Origin of the sequence: Dorea chungnamensis (assembly GCF_039832125.1) — a bacterium.
Lineage (GTDB): Bacteria > Bacillota > Clostridia > Lachnospirales > Lachnospiraceae > JAFBIX01.
In genome coordinates, this window is sequence record NZ_JBDOHT010000002.1 from 250,227 (window position 1) to 263,698 (window position 13,472).

The following is a 13,472-nucleotide window of genomic DNA, read 5'->3' on the forward strand; positions in this document are numbered from 1 at the left end:
CCCCCAGAATAAATATAATTGTGATATCATAGGTACATTAGAAAGAAAAAAGAGGATAGATTCATGAAGCAGAAAAAGCGAAGCATCCGATGGAATACCATGGGAATTCTGGTTGCAGGATTTCTTCTTGTGATATTGATCGGTGCATTTCTTTTGTGGCTGCCTGTCAGTAATCAGGAGCCGATATCTTTTATGGATGCATTATTTTCGGCTACAACAGCCGTCTGTGTGACGGGGCTTGTGACGGTGACTCCGGCAACGCAGTTTACTGTGTTTGGGAAGGTAATTCTTCTGGTATTGATTCAGATCGGCGGACTTGGGGTGATTGCCTGTGCGACTGCTTTTTTTCTGATTTTGAAGAGAAGGATTACCGTGAAAGAGCGGGTTGTGCTGCAGGAAACTTATAATATGACATCACTTGGCGGCATCGTTGGAATGGTGAAGAAGATATTGATCGGTACTTTTTTTGTGGAAGGTGTCGGCGCGGTGTTGTATGCATTTCAGTTTGTCCCGGAGTATCATCTGATCAAGGGAATCGGCTATGCAATTTTTCATTCTGTCTCTGCATTTTGTAATGCGGGTATTGACATTCTGGGGGATTCTAGTCTTGCAGGATATGTGACGAATCCATTGATGAATATTACGACAATGTCATTGATTGTCCTGGGCGGTATTGGATTCATTGTCTGGTATGATGTGATTGATAACGGACGGAAAATCTATCGTCGTGAAGTTCCAAGAAAATGGTGGTTTACAAGACTTAAGCTTCACTCGAAGCTTGCAATTGTGACGACATTGGTCTTGCTGGGAATTGGAGCGGTACTTACATTTGCATTGGAATATCATAATCCGGAGACTCTTGGCAATCTGAGGCTGGGGCAGAAGGTGATGGCATCGCTGTTTCAGTCGGTAACGACGAGGACTGCTGGATTCTTTACGATACCACAGGCTAAATTACACGAAGAGACGAGATTCATCAGTATTATCTTGATGTTCATCGGAGGGTCGCCGATGGGAACTGCGGGCGGTGTGAAGACTACGACGATTACGATGTTGGTGCTTTCCTGTATTACATTGATTCGTGGGGGAAATGATACCGAGTGCTTTGGTCGTAAGATTTCAAAAGAGAATTTCCGGATGGGATTTACGATTGTAATGCTTGCATTTACGGTATTTCTTACAGGTACGACCGTGATTACGATTATAGAACCGGATGAAGTGCCATTTTTAAATATCATGTATGAGACGGCATCTGCAATCGGAACGGTAGGATTGACGGCTGATCTGACACCGCATCTGTCACGGGCAAGCCAGGTTGTAATTATGATGATGATGTATATAGGAAGGTTGGGACCGATGACACTGGCGCTGCTCTTTGCTGGGAAACCGAATCCGCGGGACAGAATTCGGGAACTTCCACCAGAGCGGATTATGGTAGGATAATGTCGGAAACAGACTCATAAATGGGGGTAGAAAAATGAAGAAACAATACGCAGTATTTGGCCTGGGAAGCTTTGGTGAGAGCGTGGCGATTGCGCTGCAGGGACTTGGATGTGAAGTCATCGTAGTGGATGACGATATGGAGAGGATAGAAGATATTTCCAATTCTGTATCCTACGCGATGAAAGCGGATTTTGGAGATCCAGATGTTGTCCGGTCGCTGGGCACGAAGAATCTGGATGGAGTAGTAGTCGCAGTTGCGGATAACATGGAAGCCAGTATTATGGCAACACTAGTCTGTAAAGAAATAGGCGTGCCATACGTTATTTCCAAAGCGAAAAATGATCTTCATGCGACTGTTTTAAAGAAAATCGGTGCAGATGCGATTATATTTCCGGAAAAGGAAATGGGAGTCCGCCTTGCGAAGAATCTAATGTCTGCAAATTTTGCTGACTGGATTGCGCTGTCACCAGATTATAGCCTGGTAGAGACGGTGATTCCACGTGGCTGGATCGGAAAGTCTCTGCAGGATCTGGATGTCAGACGAAAGTATGGAATCAATGTAGTTGGAATTAAGGTGGGAGAAGACGTAGAAGTGAATCCGAATCCCGAGAAAGCGCTGGAAGATGGAATGGTCATGATATTAGTGGGTGCGAATAAGGATCTGGAAAATATCTGACACGAAAGAGTGGAGGAAATCATATGATTACAAGTACTTCAAATGCCAGAGTCAAGCGTCTGGTGAATCTGAAGAAGAAAAAGAAAGCAAGAGATGAAGAACGGGTATTTCTGGTAGAAGGAATCCGTATGTTCCGTGAAGTGCCGACAGATCAGCTGGAAGAAGTCTACGTGTCAGAATCCTTTTATAAGAAGGAAAAAGATACGGTAGAAGCGGTGCTGCAAGGTACAGGAATCCGTCCGGAAGAATTGTCGGATACGGTATATGCTTATGCATCCGATACGAAGACTCCGCAGGGAGTTCTCTGTGTGGTCCGGCAAATGGAATATCCACTGGAAAAAGTAATCACCGGTCAATGTCCGATGATCATGGTATTGGAACACCTTCAGGATCCGGGGAATCTTGGCACCATCCTTCGAACGGCAGAGGGAGCTGGCGTGACGGGAATTGTGATGGACCGGGAATGCGTGGACATCTATAATCCCAAGACCATACGCTCGACCATGGGTTCCATTTACCGTATGCCGTTCTGCTATGTGGAAGACCTGAAGGCGGCGATCGGGAGTCTGAAAGAAGCAGGCATCGGTGTCTATGCGGCACATCTGGATGGGAGACATGATTATGACGAAGAAGATTATGGAAGACCATGTGCATTTTTGATTGGGAATGAAGGAAATGGTCTGTCACAGGAGACTGCAGAATTGGCAGATATTTATATTAAGATACCTATGGAAGGTCAGGTAGAATCGTTGAACGCTGCAATCGCGGCATCCGTCCTGATGTTTGAAGCGGGACGTCAGAGACGCCGACATGAGGGATAGAGAATTGCGCTTAGGGGAAAAGTATAGTAATATATAAGGCAAGGAATACTATCATTTAAGAAAAGAGGCGAAAGTTCATGCAGACAATTTATTGGCTGGCGATATTTGTTGTTCTGCTGATTATTGAAATCGTTACGATGGGATTGACTACGATCTGGTTTGCCGGAGGTGCGTTGATCGCATTCTGTGCAGGTCTGATGGGATTCGGAACCACAGTTCAGATTGTTGTATTTCTCGCAGTGTCTATTGTACTGTTGGTGATGACGAGACCAATCGCGGTAAAGTATTTTAATCAGGAAAGGCAGAAGACAAATGCAGAGAGCCTGATTGGGCAGCAGGCATTGGTATTGGAAGACATTGATACGATGCAGGCCGTCGGGCGGGTAGAGATTCGAGGTCAGGAATGGTCTGCCAAGACCGATGAGCCAGACGGCAAGATTGCTAAAAATACAGTTGTTGTTGTAGATGGGATTCAAGGCGTAAAATTAATTGTAAGAGCCAGAGAGGAGAAAAAATGATAGGGAAAATTTTAGGAATTATTTTATTGGTTATTGTAGTAATACTGTTGATATCCTGTGTCAAGATCGTCAGACAGGCACAGGCGCTGGTTGTGGAGAGACTGGGAGCTTATCAGGCAACCTGGGGTACCGGACTTCATTTTAAAGTACCGATCATTGACCGGGTGGCACGAAAGGTAGATCTGAAAGAGCAGGTCGTTGACTTTGCACCGCAGCCGGTGATCACCAAGGATAACGTTACCATGCGGATCGATACAGTCGTATTTTACCAGATTACGGATCCAAAGATGTTCTGTTATGGAGTTGCCAATCCGATCATGGCGATTGAGAATCTGACAGCAACCACGCTCCGTAATATTATCGGTGATCTGGAGCTGGATCAGACGCTGACTTCCAGGGAGACGATCAATACTAAGATGCGAGCATCCCTTGATGTGGCAACGGATCCATGGGGAATTAAGGTAAATCGTGTCGAACTGAAAAATATCATTCCACCTGCAGCCATTCAAGATGCGATGGAGAAGCAGATGAAGGCAGAGCGTGAACGTCGTGAAGCAATCCTGCGTGCAGAAGGCGAGAAGAAATCTACGATTCTGGTGGCAGAAGGACATAAGGAATCCGCGATCCTGGATGCAGAGGCTGAGAAGCAGGCTGCAATCCTGCGTGCGGAGGCTCAGAAGGAAGCTATGATCCGCCAGGCAGAAGGCGAGGCTGAGGCTATTCTGAAGGTACAGCAGGCCAATGCAGATGGAATTCGTTTCCTGAAAGATGCCGGAGCCGATGAGGCAGTCCTTACGATGAAGAGCCTGGAAGCATTTGAGAAGGCGGCAGATGGAAAAGCAACCAAGATCATCATTCCATCTGAGATTCAGGGAATTGCAGGTCTTGTAAAGTCTCTGGCAGAAGTCGGAGCAAAAGACGAGTAGATAGGAAAGGATGTGATGGATTCTGAGACCCATCATTGACACATCAAAAGAATATGGCCTTGTATTTGACGGCGGCGGTGCGAGAGGTGCGTATCAGATTGGCGCGTGGAAAGCTCTCACAGAAGCAGGTGTTAAGATCAATGCAGTGGCAGGAACATCCGTGGGCGCATTAAATGGCGCCCTCGTTTGCATGGGAGACGTTGAGAAAGCAGAAGATATATGGAAGCAGATGACATTTTCTACAGTCATGGATATTGATGACGATTGGATGGAACGCTTGTTTCAAAAGGAGATGTCACTTCGCGAATTCTTAAATGAGGTGAAGACGTTGTTGAAAGACGGAGGTGTGGACATTACTCCTCTGCGGCAGCTGATTCACGAGACGATCGATGAAGAAGCCATCCGCAGAAGCGGCAAGGAATTCTGCCTGCTGACATTTTCATTGTCAGAATTTCGCGAACTGGATCTGGAGATGGAAGAGATCCCGGAAGGCATGCTGGAAGATTTCTTGTTAGCAAGTGCTTATCTCATCGGGTTTAAGAACGAACGAATCCACGGGAAAAAGTATATCGACGGCGGAGTCGTCAATAATGTGCCGCTCGGTTCGCTGGTGAAGCGGGGGTATAAAGATATCATCGAAGTGCGTATCTATGGACCGGGCCGTGAACCGCGGGTCAGGATGCCGGATGATGGCGTAAAATATGAGATCGCACCACGTGTAAAATTGGGAAGTATTATAGAATTCTCGGGAAAACGGAGTCGACAGAATCTGATGATTGGCTATTACGATGCGAAGCGGATGGTGTATGGCCTGGAGGGATTCATATATTATCTGAAGCAGACCCATGACGAGGCGTATTATGAAGAACTCATGAAAGAGATTCGGGAGATTGAAAAGGCGGAGATTGCATTTGTGCTCAAGCTGCCGCTTGGATTCTCGGATCAGGAATTATTCATGGGAATGTTGGAGGCAGCGGCGAAATTATTACGGATTCCGAAATATCAGATATACACAGTAGACGAATTATATGATATTGTATATAAGAAATATGAAACACGAAACGACCAGTTGAACCTTCCAAGGTTCGTACATGTACTAACGCAGCTGAGAAAGGAAATGAAGATGAACTTAAAAGGAAGAAATTTTTTGACATTAAAGGACTATACTCCGGAAGAGATTACATATTTGCTTGATCTGGCAGCAGATTTGAAGGAAAAGAAGAAGAATGGAATCCCCGTTGATAAATACAGAGGCATGAATGTGGCATTGATCTTTGAGAAGACCAGCACCAGAACCCGTTGCTCTTTCGAAGTAGCAGCTCACGACATGGGAATGGGAACTACTTATCTTGACCCGAGCGGATCACAGATCGGCAAAAAGGAAAGCATTGAGGATACAGCACGTGTATTGGGAAGAATGTATGACGGAATAGAGTATCGTGGATTTGGGCAGGAAATCGTTGAAGAACTTGCCAAATATGCAGGCGTTCCGGTATGGAATGGACTGACCAATGAATACCACCCGACACAGATGCTGGCAGACCTTCTGACCATCCGTGAACATTTTGGACATCTGGAAGGAATCAAGCTGGTATACATGGGCGATGCAAGATATAACATGGGTAATTCCCTGATGATTGCATGTGCCAAGATGGGAATGCATTTTGTTGCATGTACCACAAAGAATTATTTCCCAAATGAAGAATTGGTAGAGACTTGTAAAGGATATGCGAAAGAGAGTGGAGCTACTATCACCCTTACTGAAGACGTTGAAGCCGGTACAAAAGATGCGGATGTAATCTATACAGACGTATGGGTATCTATGGGTGAGCCGGATGAAGTATGGGAAGAACGAATCCGAGAGCTGACTCCGTATAAGGTGACTGCAGAAGTTATGAAAAATGCCGGAGAAAAAGCAATCTTCCTGCACTGTCTGCCAGCGTTCCATGATCTGAAGACCAAGATTGGAAAGGAAATTCATGACCGCTTCGGCATCGATGATATGGAAGTTACGGACGAAGTATTTGAATCCGAACAATCCAAGGTATTTGATGAAGCGGAGAACCGTATGCATACCATCAAAGCAGTCATGACAGCAACATTAGGAGAGAGATAGATGAAAGCGGAGATCTTACGCTTACTGAAAGAAAGTGACAACTATATATCCGGCCAGCAGTTATGTGATGATTTCCACGTATCACGTACAGCTGTGTGGAAGGTGATGGAACAGTTGAAAAAAGAAGGCTATCAGATCGAAGCGGTGCGTAATAAAGGGTACCGTCTGATCGACAGTCCGGATGTCATGTCACAGGCTGAGATCGACAGTCTGATGAAGACAGAATGGGCCGGAAGACATACCGTCTATTATGACGAGACGGATTCGACCAACAATCGGGCCAAGGATGCCGGCGAAAAGGGGGCAGAACACGGTACGCTTTTTGTGGCCGACCGACAGATCGCTGGGAAAGGCCGCCGGGGAAGAGCCTGGGAATCACCGGCTGGAAGCAGCATCTATATGACGATATTACTGTATCCAAGGATATCCCCGATGAAAGCCCCACAGCTTACACTTCTGATGGCCATTGCGGTGGCAGAAGGAATCCGTCAGGTAACGGGTCTGGATACAGGTATTAAGTGGCCCAATGATATTGTGAGAAATGGCAAGAAGATCTGCGGAATCCTGACGGAGATGAGCACGGAGATCGATTACATCAACCACGTGGTCATCGGAGACGGAATCAACGTGAATCAGGAGACATTTCCGCAAGACATCCAGAATACAGCGACTTCACTGAAGCTTGAATTGGGACGGAATGTGAAACGCTCCGAACTGATTGCCGCCATAATGGAACAATTTGAAAAATGCTATGAGACATTTCTCCAGACAGAAGATCTGTCAGGAGTAAAAGAACAGTACAATTCCCTGCTTGTGAACAAAGATCAGGATGTAAAAGTACTGGAGCCTGGTAATGAATACGAGGCCCACGCGTTGGGCATCAACGAGACAGGAGAACTGCTCGTAAGATTACCCGACGGGCAGGAAAAAGTCATCTATGCCGGAGAAGTGTCTGTCAGAGGAGTATATGGATATGTATGATGAAAAAGTGGTGCTCTGCGGCGCCAATTCGTATGAAGAAAAATATTATTTGAATCCGGATTTTGATCAACTGCCGGATACAGTCAAAGATGAATTAAAGATTATGTGCGTTCTCTACGTCCACGATGTGGGCGGAATCCTGACACTGGTCTATGAAGAAAACGGAGAACTGTGCTTCGAAGTAACGTCTGAAGAAGGCGATCCAATGTTCGACGATATCGGAAGCCAGCTCAAGATCAAGCAGCTACAGAGAGAGAAGAAAGACTTGCTGGAAGCTCTGCAGATGTACTATAAAGTATTCTTTTTAGGCGAAGAAGTGTAGGAGGAAAGAGAACATGCTGTTTGCAGCAGTTTAGAAAGAAAAAGAACATGCTGTTAGTAATAGATGCAGGAGGAAAAAGAACATGCTGTTAGTAATAGATGTAGGGAATACCAACATTACATTGGGAGTATTCGATGGAGAAAATCTGCTGGGAACCTTTCGGATGATGACTAAGCTCCCAAGAACTTCCGATGAATACGGAATCACATTAAAAGAACTGATTGAACGGCAGGGAATTAAAAGTTCAGAGATCAATGCCGCTATTGTGGCATCTGTAGTGCCGGATATCATGCACTCCCTCGGAAGTGCAATGATCAAATACTTCGGCATCAAGCCAATGGTTGTGTCCGCCGGCATCAAGACCGGTATCCGAATCGTTACCGAGAACCCGAAACAGATCGGTGCAGACCGCATCGTCGATGCAGTGGCAGCATATACCCTGCACGGCGGCCCTGTCATCGTCATCGACTTCGGAACCGCAACAACCTACGACATCGTCGGACCAAATGGAACCTTCGAAGGCGCCGTGATTGCGCCAGGTATCCGCATCTCCGCCCAGGCACTGACCGGACAGGCAGCCATGCTCCCGGCAATCGAAATCAAAAAACCAGATTCCATCATCGCCAAAGAGACCATATCCAGCATGCAGGCCGGTATCGTCTTCGGCCAGATCGGACAGACCGAATACATCGTCAGAAAGATCAAAGAAGAATCCGGCTACCTCGATGCCAAAGTCATCGCAAGCGGAGGCCTCGGCAAGATGATCGCAGCCGAGACAGATATCATCGATATCTACGATTCACAGCTCACATTAAAAGGCTTAAGAATCATATATGAGAAGAATAAAAAGTAAAAAAGAGTAAAAAGGGGACGTAGTAAAATTGAAAAGTACTACGTCCCCAATTGTAAAATGTGGTGTACCCAAATGAACATTAGAAACGTAAAAATTGACAATCCGTACATCCTTGCTCCGATGGCGGGGGTGACTGACTTACCGTTCCGGCTGCTTTGTAAGGAGCAGGGAGCGGGACTTTTGTGTATGGAGATGATCAGTGCCAAGGCACTGCAGTATAAGAATAAGAATACGAAGGCTTTGCTTGCGATTCATCCCAAGGAGTATCCGGTGTCGCTGCAGTTATTCGGCTCTGACCCGAAGATTATCAGCGAGCAGGCGAAGCGGATTGAGGAGCTTCCGTTCCAGATCCTCGATATCAACATGGGCTGCCCGGTTCCGAAAGTGGTCAAGAATGGGGAGGGCTCGGCCCTTATGAAAAACCCGAAACTGGTATATGAGATTGTATATCAGACGGCGAGGGCAATTCAGAAGCCGGTCACCGTAAAGATTCGCAAGGGTTTTGATGACACTTGTATTAATGCGGTGGAGATCGCGAAGATCATCGAGGAAGCCGGAGGGGCAGCAGTGGCTGTCCACGGAAGAACCAGAGAGCAATATTATTCCGGCAAGGCGGACTGGGAGATCATCCGCCAGGTCAAGGAAGCGGTCTCGATTCCTGTCATCGGAAATGGAGATGTGACCTCTGGGGAAAAGGCGCTGGAGATGCGCGAAAGAACCGGATGTGACGGCGTGATGATCGGAAGAGGCGCCCAGGGCAATCCGTGGATCTTTCACGAATTTCTGGAATATGACAGAACTGGGAAGCTTCCGCCAAGACCTTCCAAAGAACAGATCAAAGAGACCATGTTAAGGCATGCAAGACTTCAGTTGGAATTCAAGGGAGAATACCTGGGTATCCGGGAAATGCGAAAGCACGTTGCCTGGTATACCAAAGGGATGGAAGGTTCTGCCAAACTGCGGGATGATATCAACAAAGTAGAATCCTACACAGAGCTCGAATCGCTTTTAAACGAAAGAATAAAATAGATATTTGCTAATAAAAAAACATCCTTTAACATATACTTAATCAATGCCAGAATCCATTTATAAACCTACGATAAAATATGTTGACATTGACGGGTCGTTTATGTATAATAATGGAATTGTGAAAGTCTCTTTATATTACAAAAGAACAGCATGGATGTCAGACGCGAACGATAAAGTTAAGAACAACTTTTAGCAATAAATTACCGGGACAAAAGTATTAAGAAAGAAAGGAAATGAAACACAATGGAAGCAAAGAAAAGATTACTTACTTATGCTGGTTTAAAAGCGCTGGAAGATGAACTGGAGAATCTGAAAGTCGTAAAGCGTAAAGAGGTTGCCGGCAAGATCAAAGAGGCCAGAGAACAGGGCGACTTATCTGAGAATGCAGAGTACGATGCAGCAAAGGATGAGCAGCGTGATATAGAAGCACGAATCGAAGAACTGGAAGGAATCCTTAAGAATGCTGAAGTCGTAGTAGAAGATGAAGTAGACTTTGATAAAATTAACGTTGGATGTACTGTAAAAGTATTCGATAAGACATTTGATGAGGAAATGGAATTCAAACTGGTAGGTTCTACAGAGGCAAACAGTCTGGAGGGAAAGATCTCCAATGAATCACCGGTAGGCCAGGCACTGATCGGATGTAAAGTAGGAGATACCGTAGAAGTTGAGACCCAGGCAGGTGTAATGGAGTACGAAGTATTACACATTAGCCGTTCATTATAGTTCACTGAGATGGATCGTTTCAGACTCCTCATGCCGGGGAGTCTGAATTTTAAAATAAGGAAGGAGAGGAAAACGTGGCTGATCAGCAGAAAAAAGTACAGGAACCAGATATCAATCAATTAAGAAAGGTTCGCCGTGAGAAACTGGCAGATCTTCAGGCAAATGGAAAGGATCCATTTGTAATTACCAAATACGATGTAACCTGCCATGCAATGGACATCAAGGAAAATTTCGAGGAAATGGAAGGAAAGCATGTATCCCTGGCAGGACGTATCATGCAGAAACGTGTTATGGGAAAGGCCTCTTTCTGTAATATCCTTGACCAGAGTGGTAATATCCAGTCTTATGTAGCAAGAGACAGTATCGGAGAAGAAGAATACAAAGACTTCAAGAAGATGGATATCGGCGATATCGTAGGTCTGGAAGGAGAAGTCTTCAAGACCAAGACAGGAGAGATCTCTATCCACGCATCTGCTGTAAAACTTTTATCCAAGAGTCTTCAGATCCTTCCGGAGAAGTTCCACGGATTGACCAACACAGATATCCGTTACCGCCAGAGATATGTAGATCTGATCATGAATCCGGAAGTCCGCGATACATTTATCAAACGTTCCAAGATTGTAAGCTCCATCAGAAGATATCTGGACGGACAGGGATTCCTGGAAGTAGAGACTCCAATGCTGGTAAGCAATGCCGGAGGAGCAGCTGCAAGACCGTTCGAGACACATTTTAATGCATTAAGTGAAGACTTCAAGCTGCGTATTTCCCTTGAATTATACCTGAAGCGTCTGATCGTCGGCGGACTTGAGAGAGTCTACGAGATCGGAAGAGTATTCCGTAACGAAGGCCTGGATACCAGACACAACCCGGAATTCACACTGATGGAATTATATCAGGCATATACGGATTACAACGGAATGATGGATCTGACCGAGAACCTGTACCGCCATGTAGCACAGGAAGTTCTTGGCACTACCAAGATCGTATATAAAGGCATCGAGATCGACCTCGGACAGCCATTCGAAAGAATTACCATGGTTGATGCAGTTAAGAAATATGCAGGCGTTGACTGGAACGAAGTAGAGACATTGGAGCAGGCAAGAGCACTCGCAGACGAGCATCATGTAGAATACGAAGAAAGACATAAAAAGGGCGATATCTTAAGCCTCTTCTTCGAAGAATTCGCAGAAGAACACCTGATCCAGCCGACATTCGTTATGGATCACCCGATCGAGATCTCTCCGCTGACCAAGAAGAAACCGGAAGATCCGAACTATGTAGAACGTTTCGAATTCTTCATGAACGGATGGGAAATGGCAAATGCATACTCCGAGTTAAATGACCCGATCGATCAGAGAGAACGTTTCAAAGATCAGGAAGAACAGCTCGCTCAGGGTAACGATGAAGCCAACACCACCGACGAAGATTTCCTGAATGCACTGGAGATCGGTATGCCGCCGACAGGTGGAATCGGATTCGGAATCGACAGAATGTGTATGCTGCTGACAGGGGCAGAGGCAATCAGAGATGTATTGTTGTTCCCGACAATGAAAACCATCGGTGGAGCTGAGACTAAAAAAGTGGTTGTAGCAGAAAGTAAAAAGGAAGAGACAAAGACTGCAGAAGTCATTGATTTCTCCAACGTAACCATCGAGCCACTGTTTGAGGAAGCTGTTGACTTTGATACATTTAGCAAATCTGATTTCCGTGCCGTAAAAGTAAAAGACTGTGTGGCAGTTCCGAAGAGCAAGAAACTTCTGCAGTTTACTTTGGATGATGGAACAGGTGAAGATCGCACAATCTTAAGCGGAATTCATGAGTATTACGAGCCGGAAGAACTGGTAGGAGAGACATGTATCGCTATCGTAAACCTGCCACCGAGAAAGATGATGGGCATCGATTCTTGCGGTATGCTGATTTCAGCAGTACACGAAGAAAACGGAAAAGAAGGATTGAATCTGCTTATGGTAGATAACAAGATTCCGGCAGGAGCAAAGCTTTACTAGGAAAAAATTTGTTTTAATTGAATAAATAGAGAAGAAAAAGCCGTGAAACAGAGTTTGTAAAAACTTTGCCTCATGGCTTTTTTGTGTATATTTGGTTGGAGATGGCAGCGTTGCTCAGCGCATTGGCCAAGGGGATAGAGCAAAAATGGTTGCAAAATCAATACAAATGAATTGAACTAGAAATGATTATGCATTATAATGATAAAAAAGAAATGGGGGAATAATGAATGGCTAGTACAATACAAGTACGTGTTGATGATGAGTTAAAGAGAAAGTCAGATCAGTTGTTTAAAGATCTTGGCACAGATACTACTTCTGCAATCCGGATGTTTTTGACACAGGCTGTTGCAAATAATGGTTTTCCATTTGAAATAAAACGGGTGGAGCATAATCCGTATGCTACCATGTCTGAAGAAATGATGTTGGAGAAACTGGAGAAATCAAGAGTATCTGCATCAAAGGGTAACTATAGATCTGCGGATGTGGTTATTGCTGATATGAGGGAAAAGTATGGAATATAAAGTAGTAATAACAGCAGATGCCGAAGAAGATCTAAATCAATACATCAGATATTTGCTTATGGTTAAAAAAAGTGATCAAGCGGCGAAAAATGTTCTGGATGATTTTGAGGCTACTATTCGGAGTCTCAAAAGTGTTGCAGGAAGTTTGAAGACATGTGATAATCCTCGATTAAAAGAGCTGGGATATCGAAGGATAAATTTTCTCTCACATAGGTATTTTATGCTGTATCGAATTGCTGAGGATATTGTGTTTGTAGATAATATTTTTCATGAATTACAGGATTATGAAAATAAAATGATTTAACAATATTTAGCAAGAATTCCCCCATCCTCTTAGGTGGTTGGGATGAATTGCAAAGAAAGAACATATGTTCTTGAAATTCGGCGGGCATTGTGGTATAATATACTCAGTACTAAAATGCATTTTTAAATTCCAGAATGTAAGAGTAAATTCCATATAGGTCGAAGTTACTCCTGCACACATATTTGCCATATTGATTGCTACTGTTATTTCTCTGTATAATGTACTTGCAG

General features: G+C 44.8%; 14 protein-coding genes. All 14 read left to right on the forward strand.

Going from position 1 to position 13,472, the window contains the following annotated elements:
* The first annotated feature begins 63 nt into the window (after window positions 1-63).
* The 14 genes from ABE613_RS03075 (at window position 64) to ABE613_RS03140 (ending at window position 13,242) form a co-directional block, all read left to right on the forward strand.
* Window positions 64-1,443, forward strand: coding sequence for a TrkH family potassium uptake protein (locus ABE613_RS03075; RefSeq protein WP_347375660.1), 1,380 nt, complete (start codon window positions 64-66; stop codon window positions 1,441-1,443).
* 34 nt (window positions 1,444-1,477) lie between these two features.
* A complete protein-coding gene (locus tag ABE613_RS03080; protein ID WP_235232431.1) occupies window positions 1,478-2,119 on the forward strand; it encodes a potassium channel family protein in 642 nt (213 codons plus the stop codon).
* Between the two features lie 23 nt (window positions 2,120-2,142).
* Window positions 2,143-2,940: a TrmH family RNA methyltransferase gene (locus tag ABE613_RS03085; protein WP_235232430.1), complete on the forward strand. Its 798-nt coding sequence runs from the start codon at window positions 2,143-2,145 to the stop codon at window positions 2,938-2,940.
* A gap of 77 nt (window positions 2,941-3,017) precedes the next feature.
* The gene (locus tag ABE613_RS03090) at window positions 3,018-3,458 is read left to right on the forward strand and encodes an NfeD family protein (RefSeq protein ID WP_235232429.1); all 441 of its coding nucleotides are present in this window, start codon (window positions 3,018-3,020) and stop codon (window positions 3,456-3,458) included.
* Window positions 3,455-4,384, forward strand: a complete 930-nt coding sequence (locus tag ABE613_RS03095) for an SPFH domain-containing protein (protein WP_235232428.1) — start codon at window positions 3,455-3,457, stop codon at window positions 4,382-4,384. Before ABE613_RS03090 ends, ABE613_RS03095 begins: the two co-directional genes overlap by 4 nt.
* Window positions 4,385-4,406: 22 nt before the next feature.
* A complete protein-coding gene (gene argF / locus ABE613_RS03100) occupies window positions 4,407-6,500 on the forward strand; it encodes an ornithine carbamoyltransferase (RefSeq protein WP_235232510.1) in 2,094 nt (697 codons plus the stop codon).
* Window positions 6,501-7,481 (forward strand): biotin--[acetyl-CoA-carboxylase] ligase, encoded by a 981-nt coding sequence (locus ABE613_RS03105; RefSeq protein WP_235232427.1) that lies wholly within the window; start codon window positions 6,501-6,503, stop codon window positions 7,479-7,481.
* Window positions 7,474-7,803 carry a DUF6145 family protein gene (locus ABE613_RS03110; protein ID WP_235232426.1) on the forward strand — a complete coding sequence of 110 codons (330 nt, stop codon included), beginning with the start codon at window positions 7,474-7,476 and terminating at the stop codon, window positions 7,801-7,803. The genes ABE613_RS03105 and ABE613_RS03110 overlap by 8 nt, the downstream gene beginning before the upstream one ends.
* 82 nt (window positions 7,804-7,885) lie before the next feature.
* The gene (locus ABE613_RS03115) at window positions 7,886-8,656 is read left to right on the forward strand and encodes a type III pantothenate kinase (RefSeq protein ID WP_235233685.1); all 771 of its coding nucleotides are present in this window, start codon (window positions 7,886-7,888) and stop codon (window positions 8,654-8,656) included.
* A 72-nt stretch (window positions 8,657-8,728) separates the two neighbouring features.
* Entirely contained in the window at window positions 8,729-9,685 is a 957-nt protein-coding gene (dusB, locus tag ABE613_RS03120; protein ID WP_347375661.1) for a tRNA dihydrouridine synthase DusB, read from the forward strand.
* A 243-nt stretch (window positions 9,686-9,928) separates the two neighbouring features.
* Window positions 9,929-10,411 carry a transcription elongation factor GreA gene (greA, locus tag ABE613_RS03125; RefSeq protein WP_235233683.1) on the forward strand — a complete coding sequence of 161 codons (483 nt, stop codon included), beginning with the start codon at window positions 9,929-9,931 and terminating at the stop codon, window positions 10,409-10,411.
* A 74-nt stretch (window positions 10,412-10,485) separates the two neighbouring features.
* Entirely contained in the window at window positions 10,486-12,417 is a 1,932-nt protein-coding gene (gene lysS / locus ABE613_RS03130) for a lysine--tRNA ligase (protein WP_347375662.1), read from the forward strand.
* 227 nt (window positions 12,418-12,644) lie between these two features.
* A complete protein-coding gene (locus ABE613_RS03135) occupies window positions 12,645-12,938 on the forward strand; it encodes a type II toxin-antitoxin system RelB/DinJ family antitoxin (RefSeq protein WP_347375663.1) in 294 nt (97 codons plus the stop codon).
* Window positions 12,928-13,242, forward strand: a complete 315-nt coding sequence (locus tag ABE613_RS03140; protein WP_347375664.1) for a type II toxin-antitoxin system RelE/ParE family toxin — start codon at window positions 12,928-12,930, stop codon at window positions 13,240-13,242. Before ABE613_RS03135 ends, ABE613_RS03140 begins: the two co-directional genes overlap by 11 nt.
* Window positions 13,243-13,472 lie beyond the last annotated feature (230 nt).

Excerpts from the sequence above, each read along its gene's own strand:
- ABE613_RS03080 (WP_235232431.1), top strand. The coding sequence starts at position 1,478 with ATGAAGAAACAATACGCAGTATTTGGCCTGGGAAGCTTTGGTGAGAGC.
- ABE613_RS03105 (WP_235232427.1), top strand. The coding sequence starts at position 6,501 with ATGAAAGCGGAGATCTTACGCTTACTGAAAGAAAGTGACAACTATATA.
- ABE613_RS03095 (WP_235232428.1), top strand. The coding sequence starts at position 3,455 with ATGATAGGGAAAATTTTAGGAATTATTTTATTGGTTATTGTAGTAATA.
- dusB (WP_347375661.1), top strand. The coding sequence starts at position 8,729 with ATGAACATTAGAAACGTAAAAATTGACAATCCGTACATCCTTGCTCCG.
- ABE613_RS03135 (WP_347375663.1), top strand. The coding sequence starts at position 12,645 with ATGGCTAGTACAATACAAGTACGTGTTGATGATGAGTTAAAGAGAAAG.
- ABE613_RS03115 (WP_235233685.1), top strand. The coding sequence starts at position 7,886 with ATGCTGTTAGTAATAGATGTAGGGAATACCAACATTACATTGGGAGTA.
- ABE613_RS03140 (WP_347375664.1), top strand. The coding sequence starts at position 12,928 with ATGGAATATAAAGTAGTAATAACAGCAGATGCCGAAGAAGATCTAAAT.
- greA (WP_235233683.1), top strand. The coding sequence starts at position 9,929 with ATGGAAGCAAAGAAAAGATTACTTACTTATGCTGGTTTAAAAGCGCTG.
- ABE613_RS03075 (WP_347375660.1), top strand. The coding sequence starts at position 64 with ATGAAGCAGAAAAAGCGAAGCATCCGATGGAATACCATGGGAATTCTG.
- ABE613_RS03090 (WP_235232429.1), top strand. The coding sequence starts at position 3,018 with ATGCAGACAATTTATTGGCTGGCGATATTTGTTGTTCTGCTGATTATT.
- ABE613_RS03085 (WP_235232430.1), top strand. The coding sequence starts at position 2,143 with ATGATTACAAGTACTTCAAATGCCAGAGTCAAGCGTCTGGTGAATCTG.
- ABE613_RS03110 (WP_235232426.1), top strand. The coding sequence starts at position 7,474 with ATGTATGATGAAAAAGTGGTGCTCTGCGGCGCCAATTCGTATGAAGAA.